Annotated in this window: 18 protein-coding genes; 13 read left to right on the forward strand and 5 right to left on the reverse strand. The window is 57.2% G+C overall.

The annotated features are described in order from the left end of the window. Positions 1–10 precede the first annotated feature (10 nt). The 10 genes from A3850_RS10550 to A3850_RS10595 all read left to right on the forward strand — a co-directional run bounded on the left by A3850_RS10550 (position 11) and on the right by A3850_RS10595 (position 15,119). Complete coding sequence (locus tag A3850_RS10550) at positions 11–1,678, forward strand: RagB/SusD family nutrient uptake outer membrane protein (protein ID WP_068216306.1); 1,668 nt, start codon at positions 11–13, stop codon at positions 1,676–1,678. A gap of 126 nt (positions 1,679–1,804) precedes the next feature. Next, positions 1,805–2,131, forward strand: a complete 327-nt coding sequence (locus tag A3850_RS10555) for a hypothetical protein (protein ID WP_157501062.1) — start codon at positions 1,805–1,807, stop codon at positions 2,129–2,131. 219 nt (positions 2,132–2,350) lie between these two features. Then, positions 2,351–5,050, forward strand: coding sequence for a valine--tRNA ligase (locus tag A3850_RS10560; RefSeq protein WP_068219673.1), 2,700 nt, complete (start codon positions 2,351–2,353; stop codon positions 5,048–5,050). Positions 5,051–5,061: 11 nt separating this feature from the next. Beyond that, positions 5,062–5,634 (forward strand): hypothetical protein, encoded by a 573-nt coding sequence (locus A3850_RS10565; RefSeq protein WP_068216311.1) that lies wholly within the window; start codon positions 5,062–5,064, stop codon positions 5,632–5,634. 276 nt (positions 5,635–5,910) lie between these two features. Next, positions 5,911–6,468 (forward strand): RNA polymerase sigma factor, encoded by a 558-nt coding sequence (locus tag A3850_RS10570; RefSeq protein ID WP_068216313.1) that lies wholly within the window; start codon positions 5,911–5,913, stop codon positions 6,466–6,468. After that, complete coding sequence (locus A3850_RS10575) at positions 6,461–7,837, forward strand: outer membrane beta-barrel protein (protein ID WP_068216315.1); 1,377 nt, start codon at positions 6,461–6,463, stop codon at positions 7,835–7,837. Before A3850_RS10570 ends, A3850_RS10575 begins: the two co-directional genes overlap by 8 nt. A gap of 404 nt (positions 7,838–8,241) precedes the next feature. Continuing rightward, the gene (locus tag A3850_RS10580; protein WP_068216317.1) at positions 8,242–12,402 is read left to right on the forward strand and encodes a T9SS type A sorting domain-containing protein; all 4,161 of its coding nucleotides are present in this window, start codon (positions 8,242–8,244) and stop codon (positions 12,400–12,402) included. A 151-nt stretch (positions 12,403–12,553) separates the two neighbouring features. Then, positions 12,554–13,297, forward strand: a complete 744-nt coding sequence (locus A3850_RS10585) for a prolipoprotein diacylglyceryl transferase (protein ID WP_197494035.1) — start codon at positions 12,554–12,556, stop codon at positions 13,295–13,297. A gap of 4 nt (positions 13,298–13,301) precedes the next feature. Continuing rightward, positions 13,302–14,726, forward strand: coding sequence for a radical SAM protein (locus tag A3850_RS10590; protein WP_068216319.1), 1,425 nt, complete (start codon positions 13,302–13,304; stop codon positions 14,724–14,726). A 9-nt stretch (positions 14,727–14,735) separates the two neighbouring features. Beyond that, positions 14,736–15,119, forward strand: a complete 384-nt coding sequence (locus A3850_RS10595) for a hypothetical protein (RefSeq protein WP_068216321.1) — start codon at positions 14,736–14,738, stop codon at positions 15,117–15,119. 89 nt (positions 15,120–15,208) lie between these two features. On the opposite strand, the gene A3850_RS10600 is transcribed toward A3850_RS10595, so the two are convergent. The 4 genes from A3850_RS10600 to A3850_RS10615 form a co-directional block, all read right to left on the reverse strand. Continuing rightward, positions 15,209–15,583: a heavy-metal-associated domain-containing protein gene (locus A3850_RS10600; protein ID WP_068216322.1), complete on the reverse strand. Its 375-nt coding sequence runs from the start codon at positions 15,581–15,583 to the stop codon at positions 15,209–15,211. A gap of 91 nt (positions 15,584–15,674) precedes the next feature. Further along, the gene (locus tag A3850_RS10605; RefSeq protein ID WP_082921751.1) at positions 15,675–17,966 is read right to left on the reverse strand and encodes a TonB-dependent receptor domain-containing protein; all 2,292 of its coding nucleotides are present in this window, start codon (positions 17,964–17,966) and stop codon (positions 15,675–15,677) included. 88 nt (positions 17,967–18,054) lie between these two features. Further along, positions 18,055–18,534, reverse strand: a complete 480-nt coding sequence (locus A3850_RS10610) for a hypothetical protein (protein WP_068216326.1) — start codon at positions 18,532–18,534, stop codon at positions 18,055–18,057. A gap of 77 nt (positions 18,535–18,611) precedes the next feature. Continuing rightward, positions 18,612–20,609: a hypothetical protein gene (locus tag A3850_RS10615; RefSeq protein ID WP_068216327.1), complete on the reverse strand. Its 1,998-nt coding sequence runs from the start codon at positions 20,607–20,609 to the stop codon at positions 18,612–18,614. Positions 20,610–20,743: 134 nt separating this feature from the next. Here A3850_RS10615 and A3850_RS10620 point away from each other — a divergent pair, with 134 nt between their 5' ends. After that, complete coding sequence (locus A3850_RS10620) at positions 20,744–21,520, forward strand: DsbA family protein (RefSeq protein ID WP_231915308.1); 777 nt, start codon at positions 20,744–20,746, stop codon at positions 21,518–21,520. A gap of 54 nt (positions 21,521–21,574) precedes the next feature. On the opposite strand, the gene gatB is transcribed toward A3850_RS10620, so the two are convergent. After that, the gene (gene gatB, locus A3850_RS10625) at positions 21,575–23,020 is read right to left on the reverse strand and encodes an Asp-tRNA(Asn)/Glu-tRNA(Gln) amidotransferase subunit GatB (RefSeq protein ID WP_068216331.1); all 1,446 of its coding nucleotides are present in this window, start codon (positions 23,018–23,020) and stop codon (positions 21,575–21,577) included. Positions 23,021–23,458: 438 nt separating this feature from the next. Between gatB and A3850_RS10630 the strand changes: the two genes are divergently transcribed. After that, positions 23,459–24,658 carry a cellulase family glycosylhydrolase gene (locus tag A3850_RS10630; RefSeq protein ID WP_068216333.1) on the forward strand — a complete coding sequence of 400 codons (1,200 nt, stop codon included), beginning with the start codon at positions 23,459–23,461 and terminating at the stop codon, positions 24,656–24,658. Between the two features lie 15 nt (positions 24,659–24,673). Beyond that, positions 24,674–25,273 (forward strand): YdeI family protein, encoded by a 600-nt coding sequence (locus A3850_RS10635; RefSeq protein ID WP_068216335.1) that lies wholly within the window; start codon positions 24,674–24,676, stop codon positions 25,271–25,273. Positions 25,274–25,289 lie beyond the last annotated feature (16 nt).

Below are 25,289 nucleotides of genomic sequence, written 5' to 3' on the forward strand. Positions count from 1 at the left end.
ACCAACATCAATGTTGTCTAATATAAAATATCCCTTTCTGCTCTTCACGGCGCTGATCTGCTTCTCGTGTGAGGAAGAGTTTCTTGATACTACCCCAACGGACGCCATTGCGTCTGAATCTGCTCTCGCTACCGAAGCGAATATCGAGCTGGTCCTCAACGGTATGCACCGTACGATGTACGCCCAGTCTCAGACGGTACTGCCCGGTGGTGACGATGCGGCCAGCACGGCGCGCGCTAACGATCACTACTGGGTACCGCTAGGTGATAACCTCGGTGGTGGTCTCATCCACAGTGCTGACGCTAACAACCTTGGATGGCGTACCATGGCTCAGTGGCTCGGCCACACGGATCAGACGTCGCTGACCAATCAGATCCACTGGTACCACCGGTACAATATCATCACCAACGCTAACTCCATCATCAACCGCATTGCGGAGGGTGACTTGCCAGTAACGCCGAACCTGAACCAGATCCTGGGCCAGGCACTGACCTATCGCGCCTTTGCATACCTGGACCTCGTGCAGCACTACGGTAAAGGTTACCTGATCGGTAACCCTTCTTCCGACCCCGGGGTACCCATTTTGTTCTCTTCCGAGTCTCCCTTTGAGAGTGCTCCCCGTTCTACGGTGCAGGAAGTTTACGACCAGGTAAATACGGACCTGGACGCGGCCATCGAAGTTTTCGGTGACGCGGCGGCTCGCCCTACCGGATCTGCCTTCCACAAGGCTAACCTGAACATTGACGTAGCCTGGGGACTGAAGGCACGAACTGCTCTCGCCTCCGGTGACTGGGCAACGGCTGCCGAAGCTGCTCGCAACGCACGTGCGGATTACCCCATCATGGGTGAAGGTGATTGGAAAGCTGGTTTCAACACGACGCTGCTTCCCGAAGTGATGTGGGGTAGCAACGTAATCACGACGGAGACGACCTTCTTCCGTTCTTACTTCTACCTGGCGTCTAACACCTTCAACGGTAGCCAGGTACGGAATAACCCGAAGATCGCCGACCGCCGCTTGGTGGACGCCATCCCCGAAACGGATTACCGTAAGGATGTCTTCCTGCCGGATGCGCCAAACAGCAACCTCTCCGCCGCTAATGGCATGGGTGGTTTCGCGAACAACACCAACCCACTCTACACCACACAAGAGGAATTTGATGCGGAGATTGCCCGCTTGGCTTCCGTGTGGGGTTGGACGAGCCGCCACAACACGCACCCCTACATGCACGTGAAACTGCGCCAGGTGATCCCCGGTGGCATCGCACCCGATGATATCATCTACATGCGTGCTTCCGAGATGTACCTGATCGAAGCGGAAGCCGAGGCCATGATGAATGACCTTTCCGGTGCCGTTGCTGCTCTCGCTCCCCTTGCCACCGAGCGTGACTCGGAGTGGGACGGTGATGACTTCGACGACAGCCAGGATGACTTCATCGAGCACATCAAGTTCCAGCGCGGCGTCGAGCTGTGGGGAGAAGGTTTCCTCTTCCAGGACAAGATCCGTTGGGATGATGGTATCGACCACAGCGCGGACGGTGGTTCCGGTGCTTCACAGACGCTTTACCAGAATGGTTACATCGTAGCCAAGCCTTCCGAAAACCCAGCCTGGGTATGGAAGATCCCCCAGCGGGAGATTGATGCCAACGACTTCATCACCCCCGCCGATCAGAACCCCTAGGGTTTTGGTAAATGCCTTGCCTCCTTTTCTTTAGAAGGCGAGTAGTAAAGCACCCCGGGCTTTCGACTTTGTCGGAGCCTGGGGTGTTTTCGTTTTGGGGCTATCTACCGCTAAAGCATGGTTTATATGTCAGATACTGATCTCTTCATTCTATATGGCTACGCGGCTGCTTTGATCGCCTTGGTGCTGGTGAGTTTTTACAAAGGGTGGCTTCACCACAAATACCTATACCTAAACGATGTGGATAGAGTGGAGCCTTTCGCCGCATCGTTTACTCCGTGGGGGTGGAGTTTGGGTAATCAGTTGTATATGTTGCCGGTTTTGCCGCGGAGGTCGCCCGTCGAAGGCAATAGTATGGAAGTTAGCCTTTATGGGCGGATCAAAACCGTAACCATCATATTGTTAGTCCTGTGGGTTATTGCCATTTCGCCGGCCTTGTTGATTTTATTTTAGAGAGAATCCGAATGAGGCCATTCACCTATCCATATTTAAGAAGCCTGTTGGCTCAGGGTCTTCCATTTTCCGCATTTCCCATCACCCCGCACCTGCGGCAGCGCCCGATGTAGCAAGCGAAAACGAAAGAAAAATCCAACTACCCGCAGCCGCAACTTCGGCACTGCTACTCCCCATTCTATCTTACCTTCGCCCTCCCAACGCAAAGCAATGAGCAACATGCCCGCACCGACTACCTACACCGCCGCCGACGTCGAATCAAAGTGGTACCAGCACTGGCTGGAGAAGAACTATTTCCACTCTACGCCCGATGAGCGCGAGCCCTTCACCATCGTCATCCCTCCGCCCAACGTGACCGGGGTACTGCACATGGGGCACATGCTGAACAACACGATTCAGGACATCCTGATCCGCAAGGCGCGGCTCGACGGGCGCAACGCCTGCTGGGTACCCGGTACCGACCACGCCTCCATTGCTACGGAAGCCAAGGTCGTCAAGAAACTACGGGAGCAGGGTATCAAGAAATCGAACCTGACGCGGGAGGAGTTCATGAAGCACGCCTTCGCCTGGAAGGAGGAATACGGCGGGATAATCCTCAAGCAACTGCAGGAACTCGGCGCCAGTTGCGACTGGGAACGAACTCGCTTTACGATGGAGCCGGAACTGTATAAGGCCGTCATCAAAGTCTTCGTCAACCTCCACAAAAAGGGGAAGCTCTACCGTGGGCTGCGCATGACGAACTGGGACCCCTCCGCCCAGACCGTTCTCTCCAACGAAGAGGTTATTCATACCGAGGAAAACAAGAACCTCTACCACGTTCGCTACAAGGTGGCGGGGACGGACGATGAATACATCACCATCGCCACCAGCCGGCCCGAGACGATCATGGCCGATACGGCCCTCGCCGTTAACCCGAAGGACGAGCGCTACACCAAGTACCACGGCCGCAAGGTCATCGTCCCCATCGTCAATCGGGAGATTCCCATCATTGTGGACGATTACGTCGCCCTCGATTTCGGTACCGGCGCCCTCAAGGTTACGCCGGCCCACGACATGAATGACAATGCCCTCGGCGAGAAGTACGGGCTGGAGGTCATCGATCTCCTTAACCCGGACGGGACCCTGAACGAGAACGCCCAGGTTTGCGTCGGGATGGACCGCGACGAGGCCCGCGTCGAGATCGTCAAAATGCTCAAGAAGAGTGGGGACCTGCTGGAAACCAAGCAGTACCGCACCTCCGTTGGCCGGAGTGAACGGACGAATGCCGTCGTCGAGCCCCGCCTGACGCTGCAGTGGTTCCTCAAGATGGAAGGCATGGCGGCTACGGCCCTTCACGCAGTTGAATCCGGTGAGGTCAAGTTCCACCCGGAGAATATGGTCAATATGTACCGGTCCTGGCTCAAGCCGGAGAACGTTCGCGACTGGTGCGTCAGCCGCCAACTCTGGTGGGGGCAGCGCATCCCCGCCTGGTACTGGAACGACGAGGTTTTCGTCGCCGAAACCGCCGAGGAAGCCCTGGCCGAAGCCCAGCGCAAACACGCTACGGCCGACATCAAAATGGAAGACCTGCAGCAGGATGAGGACGTCCTTGACACCTGGTTCTCCAGCTGGCTCTGGCCGATGTCCGTTTTCGACGGCTTCAAGGATACCAAGGAATTGGAGTACTACTACCCGACGAGCGACCTCGTTACGGGTTGGGATATCATGTTCTTCTGGGTCGCCCGTATGGTGATGGCCGGCTACGAATTCAGTGAAGAATTGTTGCCAAAGGATCTCATTGAGCAGAAGGGAAAGATGCCCTTTAAGAACGTCTACTTCACGGGGATGGTCCGGGATGAGAAGCGCAAGAAGATGTCAAAGTCTTTGGGTAACAGCCCGGATGCGCTCGAGTTGCTCAAAGCATACGGCGCGGATGGCGTCCGTTTTGGGATGATGCGCTCAGCCGCTGCGGGTAACGACATTGTCTTCGATGCCCCTGTTTATTCTAACGATCCAGCCAAGAAGAACACCTCCGAACTTTGCAACCAGGGTAAGAAGTTCTGTAATAAGATCTTCAACGCCAATCGCCTCATCCAGAGTTTTGAGCAGGTGGATCGTGCGCCCGACCCCGTCACCGTCCTCGCTGGCGAATGGCTCAACGCCAAGTTGAACCAGACGATTACTGAAGTCGATCGCCTCCTCGGTGAATACCGCATCAGTGAAGCCCTGGCTACGCTCTATAACTTCATCTGGGGCGATTTCTGCTCCTGGTACCTCGAGGCCATCAAGCCCGCCGACGGTAAACTGAGCAACGAGACCTATGAGCTAACCATCAGCGCTTTCGAGCGGATGATGACCTTGCTGCACCCCTTCATGCCCTTCATCACCGAAGAGGTTTGGCACCAACTGCGCGAGCGCGGCGAAGGGGATGATTGCGTCGTCAGTACCTGGCCCACAGCGGGGGCGTACGACGAGCAGGTCATCAAAGACTTCACGCAATTGCAGGACATCATCTCCAGCATGCGCGACATCCGTAACCAACGGGGCGTCAACCAGCGTGAGCAACTCGCCCTTTTCGTTCAGCGCAGCGAAGCCACGGAAACGTTACTGGGCGCTGTCGCGGGTGCCAAGGAGTTTTTGCAAAAGAGCGGTGTACTAGAAAGCGTTGCCCTGACGGACGAATCACCCGATAACGCCTTACCCTTCCTCGTTGGAAACGATAAAGGGTACCTCGTGCTCAACGAAACGATCGACCTCGAAGGCGAACGGGCCAAGATCAACGAAGAGATTGCCCGGTTGGAGAAGCAGGTTGCCGGCGTTACGAAAAAGCTTAGCAACGAACGCTTCGTGAATAATGCCCCGGAAGCCGTCGTCGCTTTGGAGAAGAAGAAATTGGCGGATTGGTCGGCCAAGATTGAGTCGTTGCGGGCGATGGTGTAATAGTTTCAGGTATGACACGAGCAGAACAAAAAGAATACGCCCAGGAATTTGCCCAACTGCTTCAGGGAGGAGCAAGCTGGCAGGATTGGCAAGACGTTGCCGAATCCAAAGGACTGTATTCCCGCGATATTGGTACGATCGCCGGAGATGTACTTTTCTACGTAAAGCAACCCTACGAAGAGGAGCTAGCTAATGCCGTCAAAGAGAACATCGAATTGGAAAATACGGACCTTCATCCCGCGGTCTACCAACGGATTATTGACGACGAAAGAGAACGCTTTCGGCGTAGGACTGTCACGAAAATGAGTGCTGATCTTTCCGCTGGCGTTGTGCACGCAGATGCCCTGCGGTATACCTACGATCATCCGTTACTGACGGAGGAGGATTACAAACGAGCTCTGCGGAGAGCGAACGGGCAACGCGAGGGTGGGCCGCCGGAGAGTAAATCTGCATACCTGACCAGAGCACTGATTTTTGCCGGGATTGGCATCATCCTCATGCTTTCCTTCGGCGGCTTTTCTGGCTTTATTTCTCTTGGCTACGGTATCTATAACTTTTACAAGTACTCCCAGGTGATTGACTGATTACCCCTCGGCCGAACCTGCTTTCCGCAGCAAACTACTTCGGTGAGGACTCCTCACTAACCAAATGACTCGACCTAGAAGTGCCGTGGAGTCCTTACTGGCGTCCCCCGCCATCCCCCTACCTTTGCACCCGCGGCAGCGCCAGATCATAGTTACTGGATTCCATCAGGGCACCTGAAACTTTTTTAAAAAAAGTTTGCGCAGCCACGCAGCCTTCTACCCCGCACCGTGGTAAGGGGGGTATTAGGAATCATCAAAACGATAGTCGACGGCCGCATGCCCGCTAACTACGACCAACATTTACCGGCCATACTGAATGGTTGCCTCAAAGGGCAGCGCAGTAGCCAGCACGATCTGTACAAACTCTACTACGGGTACGGTATGAGCGTTGCGATCCGGTACGTGGAGGAAGAAGCGGAGGCGCTGTCGATTGTCAATGATTCCTTCATGAAAGTGTACAAGAACCTCAAGAAATATGATCGCACGCAGCCATACAAACCCTGGTTTCGCAAGATCATCGTCAACACCGCCATCAACCAGTTGAAGCGGCAGAAAAAATACGGTATGGAGACGGGAATGGACGAAGCCGGTGACCTCGCGGACCGCGAAAATATCCTCAGCCAGATTGGCTACCAGGAACTCATTACCCTCGTGCAATCCCTCAGCGCTTCCTACCGCGCAGTATTTAATATGTACGTCATTGACGGTTTCCGCCACGAGGAGATCGCCAAAACTTTAGGTATTTCGGTCTCTACCTCCAAATCAAACCTCGTTCGCGCCCGACGCAAGTTGCGCGAGCTACTTCAACAACAACTCTCCACAACAAATGCCTGAACTAAACGACCGACAGACGGACGAGCTGTTCCAGGTAGGCGCCGAGCGCCACGGCTTCGAATACAACGACGCCGCCTGGAACCAGATGGAAGCCCTCCTCGAAGCCGACGCCAGCCTCACCCGCTGGAAGTGGGCCGCGGGCATTGCCGGTAGCGTCCTCGCTTTGGCCGTAGCCGCCTGGCTATTGCTCCCGGCATCCAACACTGCTAACATTGTTGCCTCTGACACTTTTACGGAGGTTTCCATTCCAACCCCAGGTTCATCCGCCGCCCCTACAACTACTGCCAAGCTGAACGAAGCTACTTCCACTCAGCTCAATGCAAGCTCATTACCCAATCAAGACCAGCGGTCGACGCAAGCGTCTGTGGCCACTACCTCAGATCGCCAAGCCGCCGAAAACACCGCCTCACTTTCATCTCCTGCATCCACGAACGAGCTAACCGGTTCATTCCAAGATAATTTGGGCGCTGCCGCAGGTGCCGGGCAATTGGATGGGGATACCCCACTACAAAATGGTGACATAACGAATAAAGCGGACCTGGATTCCGAAGGGATAGCCAATTCGGGAATTGGTGGGGTCACCACCGGAACTAGTAATACCGTTGCTAATACCCCAACTTCAGCTAATGACGGTAGCAGCTCCGCTTTGGCCCTGATCCCACCAGCAGAACTGTTGGGTGTGCAGATTAGTGATGGCAGCCCCGCTTTAGATCGGGAAGTGACTCCCGTGCAGTCAGCGCAGGCCGACTTTACCGCGGCACCAGGCGCCGGCTACCTCTCCGCAACCGTCGGCGGTGGCATCATTTTGGGGCAGGCGGGTTCCGATCCATTTAAGGAAGCCCGGCCGCGCTTTGGTGCGAGTCTGGAGTACCACGTATCCAACAAATTTTCTCTCGGCGTAGGTGCCTTCTACAATAAGGTGAGCTACCTGACGGAAGAGAAAAACTTCTCTACTAAAGATGAATTTTGGGATCTAAACGATGGCCTTCGCCCGAACGAAATCCGCGGTGAATGTCAGATACTCGAAATTCCGGTATCGGTTAATTACTACCTGAACGGAGCGGCTAACAACTCTCTCTACTTCAGCGCCGGTGCTTCCACCTATTTACTGCTGAAGGAGGAATACAATGTATTCTACGACCCGGGTTTTGATCCGATTAAATCCAATTGGGACGTCAACGGTGAAAACCAGCACTACCTCGGGATGGGCCACTTTAGTATGGGCTACCAATTACGCCTTAAGGGCCGGTCAGCGCTTAGAGTGGAAACATACGTACAGACACCCTTCACCGGTATTGGCGAGGGATCCGTTAAGCTACTGACGGCGGGTGTATCCGCTGCTTACCAATTTGATTTTAAAAAGCGCTAATGCGTTTAGCTGTAAAACGACACTTTGACCGTGCGATAAGACTTGATTACTAGTTAGTAAAGACTTTCAAATTTTATATAGGAGTTTTATCAGCCGCCTCTGGATCATCCGGAGGCGGTTATTTTTTTGGTATGCCAAAATTTGAATTCTGGTGACGAGCTTCCCTAAATGTGGTGTGGATTGTTCAAGGGTGCGGCCGTGTCGCATGGCGACAGTTAAAGAATAAGATAATTAATTTTATATCTGAACGCAGCCATTGCAGGTGCCTGCTGGTAAAGGGGAGGGAAGGCAATCAGCGACTAAATATCAATAGCTGATGGGCCAATCATTAAATTTTATACGCTCGAACCTACCATTGCTGCCCTCCGGGTGGCCTGAACGTGGTATGTCAAAAATCATTCATCATGTTAGATCTTTTACCCATCAAAAATCGCCAACGTTACTGGCTGGAAAAGTCGCTCTACACATCAGCGCTATTTCTGATATTCTTCCTCCTGCAATCCGTCCTAAATGCTCAGTGTACTGCTGAAGGTGGCGCCATCGAATTGGCTGTCGGCGGAACGGAGACATCCATTTGCGTCGATGGTGTTGCTGACCCACTCGAAATTACGCTGGACGGAAATGCTTTCGGCGACGTTACCCGCTTCGTCATCACGGATGCTAATGGATTGATCCTCGGCCTCCCCGGCGGCAACGGTCCCTTCGACCTCGACGGTGCGGGCGACGGCATATGCCAGATCTGGTACCTCGCCTACGAGGATGGCCTCGAAGGTCTTGCGGGCGGTAACAACGTCAGCGACCTGGTGGGTTGCTTCGACTTCTCCAACCCGGTAGTGGTCGACCGCCAGTCTCCGGACGGTGGCACGGTCAGCCTGGCCGACGGCTCTACGGAAACCTACGCCTGTGCCGGTAACGTCTTTGTTGACGTCACCCACGAAACGGACGCTACCGCGCTTAGCTACTGGTACATCATTACGGATGACAACGACAACATCTTAGGTTTTGCCAACAGCGCGGAAACGAGCCGACTCGATCTGAGTGGCGCCCCCGTTGGCATCTGCCGCATCTGGGGCTGGAGCTACCGTGGCCTCGGTGACCCCGTCGCCGGTGAGAACATCAGCAGTCTGACGGATGACTCCTGCGAAGCGATCTCCGACAACTTTATCGCCGTTAACCGTCAGCAGGCGGCTGAAGGTGGCGCCATTGAACTGGCTACTGGTGGTACGGAGACCTCCATTTGCGTGGACGGTGTCGGCGACCCGCTGGAAATCACTTTGGACGGAAACGCATCCGGTGCCAACACCCGCTTTGTCATCACGGATGCTAACGGCATGATCCTCGGTCTCCCCGGCGGCAACGGTCCTTTCGACCTCGACGGTGCGGGCGACGGCGTTTGTCAGATCTGGTACCTCGCCTACGAAGATGGCCTGGAAGGTCTTGCCGGCGGCAACAACGTGAGCGACCTCGTGGGTTGCTTCGACTTCTCTAACCCCGTAGTGGTCGACCGCCAGTCTCCGGACGGTGGTACGGTCAGCTTGGCCGACGGTTCCACGGAAACCTACGCCTGTGCAGGGAACGTCTTTGTTGACGTCACCCACGAAACGGATGCTACGGCGCTCAGCTACTGGTACATTATCACGGATGACAACGACAATATCCTCGGCTTCGCCAACAGCGCGGAGACCAGTACGCTTGATCTGAGTGGTGCCCCCGTCGGTATCTGCCGCATCTGGGGCTGGAGCTACCGTGGCCTCGGTGACCCCGTTGCCGGTGAGAATATCTCTACGCTGACGGACGACTCCTGCGAAGCGATCTCCGACAACTTCATCGCCGTTAACCGTCAGCAGGCGGCTGAAGGTGGCGCCATTGAACTGGCCATCGGTGGTACGGAGACCTCCATTTGCGTGGACGGTGTCGGCGACCCGCTGGAAATCACTTTGGACGGCAACGCATCTGGTGCCAACACCCGCTTCGTCATCACAGATGCTAATGGATTGATCCTTGGCCTCCCCGGCGGCAACGGTCCCTTCGACCTCGACGGTGCGGGAGACGGCGTTTGTCAGATCTGGTACCTCGCCTACGAAGACGGCCTCGAAGGTCTTGCGGGCGGTAACAACGTCAGCGACCTGGTGGGTTGCTTCGACTTCTCCAACCCGGTAGTAGTGGACCGCCAGTCTCCGGACGGCGGTACGGTCAGCCTGGCCGACGGCTCTACGGAAACCTACGCTTGTGCCGGTAACGTCTTCGTTGACGTCGCCCACGAAACGGACGCTACGGCCCTCAGTTACTGGTACATCATTACAGATGATAACGACAACATCCTCGGCTTCGCCAACAGCGCGGAAACTAGCCGTCTTGATCTGAGTGGCGCTCCCGTCGGTGTTTGCCGCATCTGGGGCTGGAGCTACCGCGGCCTTGGCGACCCCGTCGCTGGTGAAAACATCAGTAGCCTGACTGACGATTCCTGCGAAGCGATCTCCGACAACTTCATCACCGTTAACCGCCAGCAGGCCGCTGAAGGCGGCGCCATTGAACTGGCAACTGGTGGAACGGAGACCTCCATTTGCGTGGACGGCCTCGGCGACCCACTCGAAATCACTTTGGATGGTAACGCATCGGGTGCCAACACCCGCTTCGTCATCACCGATGCTAACGGCTTGATTCTCGGCCTCCCCGGCGGCAACGGTCCCTTCGACCTCGACGGTGCGGGCGACGGCGTATGCCAGATTTGGTACCTCGCCTACGAAGACGGCCTCGAAGGTCTTGCGGGCGGTAACAACGTCAGCGACCTGGTGGGTTGCTTCGACTTCTCTAACCCAGTCGTGGTCGACCGCCAGTCTCCGGACGGCGGTACGGTCAGCCTGGCCGATGGTTCTACGGAAACCTACGCCTGTGCCGGTAACGTCTTCGTTGACGTCACCCACGAAACGGATGCTACGGCGCTCAGCTACTGGTACATCATTACGGATGATAACGACAACATCCTCGGCTTCGCCAACAGCGCGGAAACTAGCCGTCTCGATCTGAGTGGCGCCCCCGTCGGCATCTGCCGCATCTGGGGCTGGAGCTACCGCGGCCTCGGTGACCCCGTCGCCGGTGAGAACATCAGTTCACTGACGGACGATTCTTGCGAAGCGATCTCCGATAACTTCATCACCGTTAACCGCCAGCAAGCTGCTGAGGGTGGTGCCATTGAACTGGCTACCGGTGGTACGGAGACCTCCATTTGCGTGGACGGCGTCGGCGACCCGCTGGAAATCACTTTGGATGGCAACGCATCGGGTGCCAACACCCGCTTCGTGATTACGGATGCCAACGGATTAATTCTGGGCCTCCCCGGCGGTAACGGTCCCTTCGACCTCGATGGTGCGGGCGACGGCGTATGCCAGATCTGGTACCTCGCCTACGAGGACGGCCTCGAAGGTCTTGCGGGCGGTAACAATGTCAGCGACCTGGTAGGTTGCTTCGACTTCTCCAACCCGGTAGTAGTGGATCGTCAGTCTCCGGACGGTGGCACGGTCAGCCTGGCTTCCGGATCCACGGATACGAGTGCCGTTGCCGGTGACATCGTGGTGGAAGTGGCGCACGTAACGAGTGCTACCGCCCTCAGCTACTGGTACATCATTACGGATGACAACGACAATATCCTTGGCTTCGCCAACAGCGCCGAAACCAGTACGCTCGATCTGAGCGGCGCTCCCGCTGGTATCTGCCGTATCTGGGGTTGGAGCTACCGTGGCCTCGGTGACCCCGTCGCCGGTGAAAATATCAGTAGCCTTACTGACGACGCTTGCGAGGCAATCTCCGACAACTTCATTACCGTTAACCGCCTGGCGGATGGTGCCGTCACCCTGACCGACGTGATCATCAACGAGTTCAGCGCTGCCGGTGAGATTGAACTCTTCAACGGAACGGACCGGGCGATCGACGTCAGCAACTACTGGCTGTGCAACTTCCCCGGCTACGAGCGGGTCAGCACGCTTAACCTGGTTTGTGGAGACCTGGTCCTTCAGCCCGGTGAGGTGATGGTAGTAAGTGGTATCGACTACAATACGACCAGCGGTGAACTCGGACTTTACACGACCAACAGTTTCGGTAGCTCCGACGCCATTGTATCCTACGTGCGCTGGGGTACGGCTACTGGAGGACGGACGAACGTTGCGGTAGCTGCGGGTATCTGGGAAGCCGGCGCGGTGGTCCCCACACCGAACGCGGATCAGAACACCCAGACTTTCGTTGGCGACGCCCTTACCTGGGCGCTGAATACGCCTAATTTGTGTGAAGCTAACGGGACTACCTCCACCAATCTGCTGGAGCGCGGCGTACGCTTATCCGTATTCCCGAATCCTATCTCCGACGTTGCCGTCATCGAGATCGAAGGATTACGTAACGATGAGACGACGTTCGAGGTGTTCGACGCTACCGGTCGCCGGGTAATTAGCCGTCAGGTCGCGGTGGGTAACGGGCGTAACCGCCTGGACCTCCGGGATCTCGCACCGGGTGCTTACGTGCTCCGCATTCTGAATGGAGACGGATTCGCTGGCCGCCGCATTATCGTGCAGTAAGCTTAATCCATCCAACTGGTTGCTACTTCTGCGATCAGTAATTAGTCCGTGCCGGGCAGGAAGTTCTTTCCTGTTCGGCACGGTCTTTTTTACTTGCCCTTTTCCTGGCATCCTGCGGCAGCGCCCCGTTCGAAAACTATCTTGGGGGCTGATGGAAGGACAATACCTGATCCCCGGCGCGCCGCTGATTCACTTTGGTTTGGAAACACTGGGGATCCTGCTGGCCATGCGCTACTATTACCGGCAACGCAAAGAGCGGTCAGATCAGGTGTCGGATAGCAGCCGGGTTACTCTGTTAATTGCCGCCGCACTGGGTGCCCTCATTGGCTCACGCCTGCTAGGAAGCCTGGAGGATCCAGCGAGATTCTGGTCGGGTGGGGGAGCGGACGGCTGGCTGTACTACCTGCAATCGAAAACCATCGTTGGTGGCCTCCTGGGCGGGCTATGGACGGTCGAGGTCGCCAAACGCTGGCTAGGTATCCGCAGCCGGACGGGCGACGTGTACGTGTACCCGTTGCTACTGGCCATGATGATCGGTCGGCTCGGCTGCCTGAGTATGGGGGTAGGGGAGCCTACCTACGGGTTGCCGACGGATAGTTGGGTAGGGATCGATCTGGGAGATGGAGTCGCCCGCCACGCGACGGCGCTCTACGAGTTTCTCTTTCTGGGCGTTTTGTGGTTGGGGCTGAAGGCCGTGGATAATAAGAGTAGACTGAAGGATGGTCAGCTCTTCGCCCTGTTTCTGACAGCCTATCTGGTCTGGCGGATTGGAATTGGATTCCTGCAACCGCAGATTCCACTTTATGGCCTAGGCGCCATCCAGTGGGCGTGCGTGCTGGGCCTGTTGTGGTATATTTATGACCACGGCCCCGGCTTAGTGGGTAAAGACCGATAATAATATGGTTGGGAACTACACCTACTACGACTATACCCAGAGCCTTTGCCCTCACTGTTTGCGAAGAGTGGAGGCTAAGATCGTTTTTCAGGACGATAAGGTGTGGATGCGTAAGCGCTGCCCGGAGCACGGCCTGAGCCGCGTCCTGATCGCTACCGACGTGGACTACTACAAACGGATCCGCAACTACAACAAGGCCAGTGAATACCCGAATCGGTTTCACACCCCCGTCACCTGGGGTTGCCCCTTTGATTGTGGGCTCTGCGCGGACCACGAGCAGCACAGTTGCCTCACCGTTTTGGAAGTAACGGACCGTTGCAACCTGTCCTGCCCCACCTGCTACGCGAATTCCGCGCCCAACTACGGCAGCCACCGGACGCTGGCGGAAATTGAAACGATGTTGGACGCCGTCGTCCGTAGCGAAGGCGAACCCGACGTGGTCCAAATCAGTGGGGGAGAACCGACCATCCACCCCCATTTTTGGGAGATCATGGATCTGGCCAAAGCCCGGCCCATCAAACACCTGATGCTCAATACCAACGGTCTCCGGATCGCTAATGACCCCGGCTTCGCCGAGCGGTTGGCCACCTACCAACCGGACTTCGAGGTGTACCTGCAGTTCGATAGCTTTAAACCCTCGGTGCTGTCATGCATGCGGGGGAAGGATCTCACCCGCGTCCGCGAACGGGCACTGGAAAATCTGAACCGCGTAGGTCTTTCTACGACGCTCGTCTGTACCCTCCAGCGGGGACAAAACGACGACGAATTGGGCAAGATCATTGAGTTTGCCCTTCAGCAGGATTGCTGCCGGGGCGTCACCTTTCAACCCACCCAGGTGGCCGGGCGGACGGAGAACTTCAATCCCGCCACGGACCGGCTCACGCCCACCGAAGTGCGGCAAAAGATATTGGATCAAACCCCCTTGCTGACCGGCGATGACCTCATTCCCGTGCCCTGTAACCCGGACGCCCTCACAATGGGCTACCTACTAAAACTGGAGGGGGAAGTTTTCCCGCTCACCCGCCACGTCAACCCCGCCGCGCTGTTGGATTCGACGACGGCTAATACGATCGTCTACGAACAACAGGATGCCGTCCACGCACAGTTGCTGGGGCTCTTCAGCACCGGTTGCTCGGTGGACGTTGCCCAGGACGGTTTCCACGAACTGATGTGTTGCCTGCCGCCGGTGAAGTCGGAATCGTTGGGCTACGGCAACCTTTTCCGGATCATCATCATGAACTTCATGGATGCGTATGATTTTGACGTGCGGTCCGTGAAGAAGAGCTGTGTCCACATCGTTCAGCCCAACGGGCACATCATTCCCTTTGAGACGATGAATCTGTTTTACCGGACGGAGGAGCAGCGGGCACGGTTACAGACCCTGCGCGCGGAAGTACCGACCTTTTCAACTACCCTTACCACGCATTAAATCTACCCCGTGAACTACACTGCCTCGGTTATCAAGAAGCACTTGCTCAATTTCGGTCTCATCGTCCTGGTCCTTAGCCTGTTGTTTGGGATTGGGGTGGGGGGCGATGATTTCATCTACTCCGTTGGTCTGGCCGCGCTGGCCGTAGGTGCCGTTTATGGTTGTGGCCTAATCATTTCGGGCCTTGTTTTCGCCATGGCGGATACGCCAACTAAGATGGCAAAACCGGAAGCCGAAACGGCTTCCGTCGTCGACGCTCCTGAAACCGATCGGCTAGTGTCTTCCGGGGAGCGAGCAAAAGCTCACCTCCTCACGGGGTTGCTGATCTTGTTGATTGGTGGCTCACTTTGTTTCGGATCTCTCACCGTGGGGCCGGGTATTAATATTCACTGATCGCCATCTATTTAGCGTTTTATCTAGCCAACAAAAAAGCCGCGACCGAAGTAATTCGATCGCGGCTTTTGTTTGCGGCAGCGGAAGGATTAGCCCTCCTTATCGCAGGTTTTGGCGCAGCTCTTAGCGCAACCTTTCTTGGCGGTGTCCTTCGGCTTGCAGCAGTTGGCTAGGCCTTCGACAGCCTTGGGTCGGGCGGGAACGTCATCCGCAGCGTAGCCGGTATTGGCGATGGCCTGGCGGAGGGTAGCTACGTCGACCAATTTGTCGTCGTACTTGATCTTTACTTTTTTGGTGACGAGATCCAACTCAGCCTTGGCGACGCCCTCAATGGCGAGCAGGTTCTTTTCGATGCTCGTTTTGCACATTTCGCAAACGGCGGAAGTCTGGATGACCACCTTCTTCGGTGGGGCCGCCATGGCGATAAAAGCAAAGACGGCAACTAGGATGGGGAGTAAACGCATGGTATTCTGTTTGAGATTCTAAAGATACGGCTGTCAGCGATTTGTGGCTGAATCCAGTACTGATTTTGAAGATTCGTTAACGTTGGCAAATCTACTCTACCGTATACCGAATGCCAACGTAGCCCCGCGCCCCAAAAATTGGTTGGTAGACCTGGGTAGCGTCGAAGTAATCCCCCGTAAACGGCGCATCCGCACCGATGATGGCGTTGGATTGCTGCACGTTCGTCAGGTTCTCGCCACCGAAGTAGATCTCGGTTTTCGAATTGGCGACGTAGGTAACCTGGGCCGTCACCAAGCCGAAGCCCGGAGAGCGTTGCGGTTGGGTGATGACGACGGATTCCGGAATCGGCCCAAAGTCGATCAAGCGCTGTTCGCCTACGTACTGGTAGTTGAGGTGGGCTTTGATGCGGGCGCCGTCGTAGCCAACGGTCGCCAAGTAACGGTGCTTCGGCGTTAGGGGGACTTCCCGCAGGCCGCCCTCCCGGTAGGTTTGCTGGACGTCGTTATACTTGTACGCCAGTTTAACGTCAATCAGGGGCAATACCTCGTAGTTGAGGCTGAGCAGTAAGCTATTGGCGCGGCTCTGGCCGTCAAGTTGGTAGAGGCGGAGGGTTCGGTAGTCCTGGTCCGCATCCACAATGATCTGGTCGGTGAAATCGGTGCGGTAGACGTCCAGGACCAGTTCCATATCCCTGCCATTGACGTCGATGTGGCCGGTGACGTTACCTCCGTAGTTCCATGCGGATTCCAAGCCGACAAAGCCGGGGTTTGCTCCCGCTCCAGTATCGCTACTACCGGCGGCTACCTGCCGGCTGGAGGGCAACCAATTCAGGTTGTCCACGAGTAGGTTGGGGGAGCGCCAGCCGCGCCCGGCGGAGGCCCGCACGGCAAATTGCTCGCTGGGGTTGTACTTCACGTTGAGGCGGGGACTGATCTGGGTGCCACCGAGGTTATGTTCTTCCACCCGTAGGCCGGCAATCAGGGTGAAGGCGCGGTAGGGAGCACCCTTTCGGTCTTCCTCCCAGGAGTAGGTGTACTCGCCGAAGGCACCCACCGTCGTCTCGTCGCGGCTGAAATCTTGCTCGCCAAACTGCTCATTGAAAGCATCCGAACGGATGGTGCCCCCGGTACTTAACTGGTGGCGGTCGTTTACGATGCGGGTTTGGTAAAGGCCATTGAAGTACAGGGAGGTCTGTTCCCCGGTGTGCAGCCGAGTACCGTAGCGATTATTCAGCTCGTGGAAGCTGGCGCTGTAGATGGTACCGAGGGATTGGTGGGCTTTCTTGAAGCCGAAGAATCCCGTTTTACCCCAGGCTTCGAGACGGCGGTTGTCCTGAATGATGCGGTAGGGGTTTGGCCCGGCGGCGTCCACCTGCCCACCCTCGTGGTAATCCTTTACGCCGAGCAGGTTCCACTGCCCCTCCCAGTTGCTACCTCCGTTCTTAAAGAGCCGGAGGAGCCCGACGCCAGTTTCCCGGATCGGCATATCCCGGAAGTCATCTCCGTCAAAATCATGCTCGGGGGCGGTGACGGAGCCGTGGGCCGCGCCACCCAAGTACCAGTTTTCGCCGATCTGGTGGTTGCTAAGTACGTTGATTTCTCCGCGTCCCTGCGTGCCGGCGAAAGCATTTAAAAACAGCTTGGGTCCGTTGACGGGTTTGATCAGTTCCGTATTGATCTCGCCGGTCATTCCCTGCGCGCCGCTTTCCAGGCTGCCGCTTCCTTTGCCCACCTGGATGCCCTGCACCCACGGCCCGGGGATTAACGCGAGGGCGTAAGGGCTGGCCAACCCGTCGAGCATCGGCCGTTTTTCCAGGGTCAGTTGGGTGTAGTTGCCGCGCAGGCCCAGCATCTGGATCTCCCGGCGGCCCGTCAGCGGATCCCCATAGGTGAGGTCCACTACCGCGCTATTTTCGAAGCTCTCGGCGAGGCTACAACACGGCGCTTTTCGGAGTTCTTTCGATGTGATGCTTTCCACGTTGCGGGTCTTCAGCACCGAGGCGGAGTTGCCGTTATCGCGGGCGGTGACCGTCACGTCGCCGAGGGTGGTATTCGCCTCCACGAGCGTAACGTCGTAGTAGGTTTGGGACCCATCGTAGGTCAGCGTCATCGGTTCGAAGCCGAGGTAGGAGATGGTGAAGTGGTCCTGTCCCTCCACCAGATCCAGACTAAACGTCCCCTCAGTATCCACCGTCGTGCCGGTGCCGTTCTCCCACTTCACGGTGGCGCCGGTGAGTGGATACTGGTCTTCGTCGACCACCTTCCCCTGCACCTGCGCCAGCGCCCAGATCGGAGAGAAAAGAAGGAATAGAAGTAAAGAAAACTGCACCATTAGTCGCTCATTAGGGCGCTCACGCAGGTGCAATAATTGGATTGAAAACATATGATATCTTGATTTATCCGGAATTAGTACGATGTAAAACCACCCCGTCAGCGTAGGAGCTCGGGGCGGGAAAAGAGATCGTATCGGGCTAAATCAAAAAGGTCTGCTGCAGGGCCAGCAACGAACGGCCGTAAGGAAGCGGTGGCGGATCGGGCCCGCGAATCGGCGCCGCCAATTCCAGCTCGCTACCTGAAAAGAGCGTGGGAGATGTAACGGGGCTGATTGCCGGACCAAGAATTACCGTAGAGAAATCAAGGTTCCACTCGGCAAAAAAATCGACGTCCAGCTGCGCAAAAACGGCTTCGGAATCGCCACAATCGTGACTCTTGCAAGTCTCTACGGCAGGACCCGCATCGTGGCTACAACAGCTAGCTTTCGCTTCGGCGTGGTGGTGGGGAGGGGTTTCCACCGCATCGTGGTGGCAGTCGTGTTGCACGGAAGTCACCGTCAGGTAAGCCTCGCCAACACAGGCGCAGTAGACCCGGTTCAGGGGAAGCCCTACGCTGACCAACAATAAGTAAGCGGTGAGAAAGGGAGCCAGCCTTTTAGCGAGATCGCGCAACTGCATACGGCAAAGGTAACGGTAGCCCGCGGTTAGCGGTTGACCGTTAACGCTTCATTCTCAAAGCCTTGATGCGCACCAGCCTACTTCAATAGGTAGGCGCTGACCTCCGTCTCAAGCGAGACCACAAGCACGCCGTCCGTAACCTTAGCCAGTGCGTGGGGTTTGGTGGGAGAACTGAAGATCAGATCGGCGGAAGTATACGCGCCCAGACCCTTCACCTTGATGCTGGTTTCGGATGGGACCGCAAAATTTGCCACCAATAAATACGCCCCCTCCCCGTCACTAGCCGTGCGCAGCCAGACCAGTGCGTCCGGACCCTGCCGGAGAATCTTCACCGGGCCGAGGTGCGCCAGGATACCGGCGGCAAACTGGTGCAGCTTAGTGAGGGCCACGAATAAATCGAGGTTGCCGCCCCAACGGAAAGGCCCACTCACGGCCTTATCCCCCCGCTCTTCCTGAAAGACGTAGAGTTTGGAATACACCTCATTGGGTGCTCGCTCGAAGTGGCGGTCCCGTTGCGCAAACCCCAGACTGTAGTAAAGCGATAGGCGGCCGAGGAACAAACCCGCAAACATCCGCGCCACTTCCCCGTGGTGATGGAAAGCATCGAAGCGCGGGTCGTCCTTATCGCCAGTGATGACCGTCCAGGCGGGCGTCACCTCCGTAGTGGCCGCTACGTCGAGATAGTGGTCCAGCCGCTCCCAAAACTCGCTGCCGCCGGGGATGGTGGACTGCAGATCACCCAGGGTGACTTCCGCCTCGGACCGTTCCAGGTGTTCCGCTTCGCTACCGTAGGCCATGAAGCCATCCGGCGTCAGGAAGCTCTCGGCGAAGTAGGCAAAGTGGGGCGCGGAACGTTGGATGTGCTTCTTTACGGCGCGCAGCGGATCGTAAAAATCGTCGATCTCTGCTGCCGGGGGAACGCCCTCCGGTCGCATCTGAACGTGGCTCATGTCGCCCCGCATAAAATCAAAATTATAAGCAGCCTGCTGGCGGGCGTAGTGGCCGGTCAGGTAGTTCCACACCCAGAAGCGGGGGCTCTCGAAGTCAATGGCCCAATCTCGGTTGTCGTTCTGCCGCCCGTAGAGTTTATAGCGCGTCAGTGGGCCGAAGACGCGGCTCATGGTTTGGGGTTCGGTGATGCGGTAGTCGCGCCAGGCGTGGCCGGCGGCATCAACGGTGATGGCGGCGGGGCTGGAGTCCACTTCGATGCCCCGGTAGGGTGGGGCCATGGTGGCCGGGACCGGTTCGTAGCCTCGGCGGAAGAGCCAGTCCACGAGATCGGTACGGCGGCGTTGGCGGCCCAGGTAATCTTCCGGGTGGCCGAAGAGCAATAGTAAACGTTTGGCCTCCGCCAGTTGCCAGAGGTGGCCGACGGTGGCGTAGGCTTCCGCGGCCGGCCCGCGGGCGATCAACCAGTCGTAAATGGCGCCCTGCACGTCTTCGTGCAGGTAGGCCCGGTGGTCGACGATCTTCGTATCCCACCGCTGGAGCCACTCGAAGTGGTCCGGGTTGGCCAGTACCATTTCGCTGTAGCGATCGGTGTGGGGGATGACGTCCATGCCCACCACCTTCCCCAGCGCGTGGAGGAGATTAACGCAGACGCGGAGTTGGTCTTCCAACTTACCGATGCCGGCGGCGTAGAGTTCCTGACTATAAAATTCCGTATTCAGTTGCCAGCTGGCCATCCCGTAGAGGCTACCGACAACGCCCGGCTCCCAGATGGGGAGCAGGTGGACGCCGCGGATGTGATCGGGGAGGGTCAAGGCATACTTCACCACTTCCAGAAAACTACCGATCGTGCGAACGTTGACGCCCACGGTATTGGTTTGGCGTAGCCAGTCGCCGTTTTTTTCCTCGGCAACGGGGGAGGGGAAGGTCTGGTCCGGGTCCAGGCAATTGCTCAGCGTTTCTTCGCCGAGGCGCTGCCGCAGGATGCCGAGTAATTGGGGGAGGGGCATGCGCACCGCCGCTTCGGGGGGCAGGCCGACGATCCAGGAACTCTCCCCGCTAGCGTATCGGTCAATGAACTGTTGGCCCTGCGTCTTCCAGTACAGATCAAAGGTGGAGGGGAGCATAGAACGATAGTTGAGCAGTGTAAAGCTGGACCTATAAAGTTGGAAGAAGGTTAGTCGGCAGGATGTCCGTTACCGACAGACCTCCAACCGCCCTATCAACCCGATCCTTTGCCGAGGGTTTACCCTCCATGCGAATGCTCTTACTCCTTTTTTGCACCCTTACCATTACTACCATGAAAGCCCAACAACTCACCGCCCCCGAAGGCGCTTACTGCGACCCCGAAACTGGCCTTTGCCACCCCTCCCCGATGCCGGCACCCGCGGCAGCACCCGACTTTGCCGAAGACGTGGAGATCATCTACGTCGGCGACCCGATGTGTTCCTGGTGCTGGGGCATCAGCCCGGCCCTGAACCGGCTGGAACGCGCCGCCGAAATGAACGGCATCCCCTACCGGATCGTCCTCGGTGGCCTCCGCCCCGGCGGTGGTGACCCGTGGGACGACGAGATGAAAAAATTCATCGGCCACCACTGGGACCAAGTGACGGAACGCAGCGGGCAACCCTTTGGCCGTGCCCTCTTCGAGCGGGATACCTTTAACTACGATACGGAACCCAGCTGCCGCGCCGTCGTCGCCGCTAGAACGATGAACCCGGAGGTGGAGAGCCGCTTCTTTGAACTGACGCAGCACCACTTTTACGTCCTCAACGAAGACCCGAAGGACGCCGCTTTCTACGCACCCATCTGCGAAGAATTAGGGTTGGACTATCAGGAATTCGTCCGCCAGTTCAACAGCCCGGAAGTAAAGGCCGCCACCGAGCAGGACTTCCGCCTCAACCGTAGCTGGGGCGTGACGGGTTACCCGACGGTCATCCTGCGTAAGGGCAACGAACTGACGGCCCTGGCGCGGGGGTTCAATACTTTTGAGAATATGTGGAGCGGGGTCTCCGAGACGTTAGAAGCTAGACGTTAGATTTTAGACCGTGGATACTCCAACGTCCAAAATCTAAGGTCTAAAATCTAGCATCTAAGCCAGCTTAGCTTCCAGCAACGCCTTCGTTTCCTTCGGCTCCGCGGCTCCTTTGCTGCGCTTCATCACCTCGCCCATGAAGAAGCCGATCAAACCCTTTTTACCTTTTTGGTAGGCGGTCACCTTCCCCGGGTTGGCGGCGATGACTGCGTCGACGATGCCGGTCAGGAAATCGACGTCGGAGTTTTGGATCAGGCCCAGCTCTTCGGCACGCTGAAAGGCGTCTCCGGGGGCTTCCAACAGGGAGGGGAGGAGTTTGCCCGTGGCGGCCGCGGCGGCGACGTCACCAGCCAGGATGAGTTCCTGGAAGTTTGCCATCGCTTCGGGGCCGAGCGGTAGTTCAGCGGTACTGATCCGGTGTTCGGCGGCCCAGGGGTTAAGGCGGTTGAGCCAAATTTTTGCCAGGCCGGGTACGTCACCGCTCTCGGCGGCGTAGGTAAGAAAGGTCTCGTACTCCACCCGGTCCTCGCTCAACAATGATGCATCCGAGGCGGGCAGGCGGAAAACCTCTTGGAGATGCCCGTAGGCTTCCCAGGGGAGGGTGCCGATCTCGGCGCGGACGTCCCGCAGGTAGTTATCGTCCAACACGACCGGGGGGAGGTCTGGGTCGGGGAAGTAACGGTAATCGTGGGCGTTTTCTTTGCTGCGGAGGGCGGAGGTGGTGCCCGTTGCCGGGTCATACTGCCGGGTTTGCTGGATGACCTTTTCACCCTTCTCCAGGAGGCCGATCTGTCGTTCCACTTCGTATTCCACCGCGCCGCGGGCGAACTTCATCGAGTTCATGTTTTTGATCTCGCAACGGGTACCAAAGGCTTCCTGCCCCTCCGGCCGGACGCTGATGTTGACGTCACAACGAAGGGAGCCCTCTTGCATATTACCGTCGCTGATATCCAGCCAACGGACGAGGCGGCGCATCCCCGTCATGAAAGCATCCACTTCTTCGGCGGACTGTAGGTCGGGCTCGGTGACGATCTCTACGAGCGGGGTGCCGGCCCGGTTCAGGTCCACCTTCGTGAAGGGTTCCCCGGTGGCGTGGATAGACTTCCCGGCGTCCTCTTCCATGTGGATGTGGTGGAGCTGTACGGATCTGGGCGCTGCCGCGGGTGCCAAGCGAAGGGGTAGGGCACCACCCCAACAAATAGGGTTTTCGTCCTGGGTGATCTGGTATCCCTTCGGGAGGTCGGCGTAGAAGTAGTTCTTCCGGTCGAAGGTGCTGTGCTGGTTGATCTGGCAGCCGAGGGCCATCCCCAATTTGACGGCGTAGCGAACCTGTTGCTCGTTGAGGACGGGCAGCGTCCCCGGATACCCCAAACTTACTTCGCTGATGTTGCGGTTGGGCTCCTGGCCGAAGAGGTTGCGGTCGGCGCAAAACGCTTTGGATTCCGTAGCGAGTTGGACGTGGGCCTCCAAGCCAATTGTAGTTTCGTAGGTGGTCTTTGCCATAAGCGGCAAGATATACCTGAATCAAAGTGGTTTTGGAATTTATCGCTTGTTCTTTTCGCGTCTACCGTCGTTAGAAAATTGAACCGTAGCTATGGCTATGCTTAAATTTTCTGCCTAGGTAGACACAAAAATAACGTCACACTAATTTTCCAAAACCACTTCGTTTCAGGTATAGGTAGGTTGGGTAATTTCTCCGATGATCATTTGTATGGGACTTCCATTCCACTGGCGGGAATGTCCTACAGAAGTCCGCCCAATTTTTGAGCGTAAGTAACCCTTCCCTCGGCTCCTTTATCCACTCGATTGCACCTGCGGCAGCGCCCCTTAATTAATGATTTATTGGGTGCTACCCGACACCCGTTCTTATACCGTATGCAACGATCCTAACAGGAAGATGCTAACTTGAGGACGCTATCCCCGACCTACAAAACAACCGACATGCGCCTGTTTACCACCTTTCTGCTGCTTTTGGCTTTCTCTATTTCTCTAAGCGCTCAGCGAACGACGCTGCTGGATAAAAACGGGGAACGCATGCGCGGCACCCCGCTCGCACTGGGCCGTAATAACGCACTGGGGGAGACCCGCGCCGCCGTCCGCAACCCCGACTGGTGGAATGGGCTGGATAGCCTGGAGATCAATACCGTCCGACTCTGCTGGGTGGACCCGTGGTACGACAACCGTGACTTTGGACCTACCTGGACGGTCGATCAGGTCATCCCCTGGATTGACGACGCGGTGGCCAACGCGGAAGCCGCCGGGCTTAACCTCATCATCAATTACCACGGCCTGGCGGAGTACCAGGAAACCCGCGGCTTTGGGCGCATGACCGAATTTTGGAGCAAGATTGCCCCCCGCTACGCGGATAATGACCTGGTGTACTACGAGCTCAACAACGAGCAATCCTTTGAGGGCAGCGACTACCTGGAACCCGTCTATCAGGACAGTATGAAGCGGATCTACGAGATGGTGCACCAGGCCGCGCCCGAGCGCCACATCCTCCTGTTCAGTTTCAACTCCATTAACCTGCCGCTGGTCAATATTCTGGAGCAGTACGACTGGGTAGATTATAGCTACACGACGGTGGCCTTCCACATGTACGGCTGGTTCCAGGTGCCAACGCGGGGAGGTGAACGTACCCTCCAGGCCCTGGTCGACGCCGAATATCCGCTCATGTGTACGGAGTGGGACGTCCGGCAGGACCTCGACTACGTGGTGCCCTTCTTCGGGCAGGACATTATGGCCCAACCCCTCGAAAGTTTTGGCATTAGTTGGATCGACTGGCGTGACTGGGGCGACGCCACGAATGACCAGTGGACGAACTCCATCATCCCCGACGCCATGGCACAAGATTACTGGTGGGGCAACGCGGTAAGTACGGCCAATCTTGTTCCGGAGGGAGCCGTAAAGGCCTTCCCCAACCCCGCCACGGAATTGGTGCAGTTGGAACTACCCGTAGCCCTCCGTGGCCCCGTTTCCCTGCGCATCGTTGACGCCGCGGGCCGGGCGGTGCGCGCTTACGATCGCAACGCGAATGGCGGCCAACTCTCGCTTCCGGTGGCCGATCTGCTGGCGGGTGTATATACGATTCACGTACTGGGAGACGAGCACCGCGCCACGGTACGGTTCGTACGGTTGTAAACCATAAATTTGGGCATGACGAATCTTGCTCAAATCACCGCCAATACCGCGCAAGAACTACGGGACTGGCTGGAGGCAAATCACCAGCAATCGGAAAGCGTTTGGCTCGTCCGCCACAAAAAGGGTAGGGGCGCTACCTACCTGGAATACCCGGACATCGTGGACGAACTCCTCTGCTACGGCTGGGTCGATAGCCTACCGCGTGCCCTGGATGAGGACCGGACGATGCTACGGATCAGCCCCCGTAACCCCAAGAGTAATTGGTCGGGCATCAATAAGGAAAAGGTGGCCCGCCTGGAAATTGAAGGCCGAATGCAACCAGCCGGCCGCCGTCTGGTGGAACTCGCTAAAGCCGGTGGGCAGTGGACCTTCCTCGACGACGTGGAAGCCCTCGTCATTCCACCGGATCTCCGAACAGCATTGGATAGCACAGGTAAAGCCGCCTATTTCTGGGAGCGCTTCCCCCCGAGCTCCAAGCGCGGTATCCTGGAGTGGATCAAAACGGCCAGGACGGCGACGACCCGGGCGAAACGGATTCGGGAAACGGCGGCAAAGGCGGCGGAGAACCGGAAGGCTAATTTCCCGGCGGGGCGGGATGCGGGGCCGAAGGGGTGATGGCACCAGCCAGTAT

The sequence above is a fragment of the Lewinella sp. 4G2 genome (assembly GCF_001625015.1).
Lineage (GTDB): Bacteria > Bacteroidota > Bacteroidia > Chitinophagales > Saprospiraceae > Neolewinella.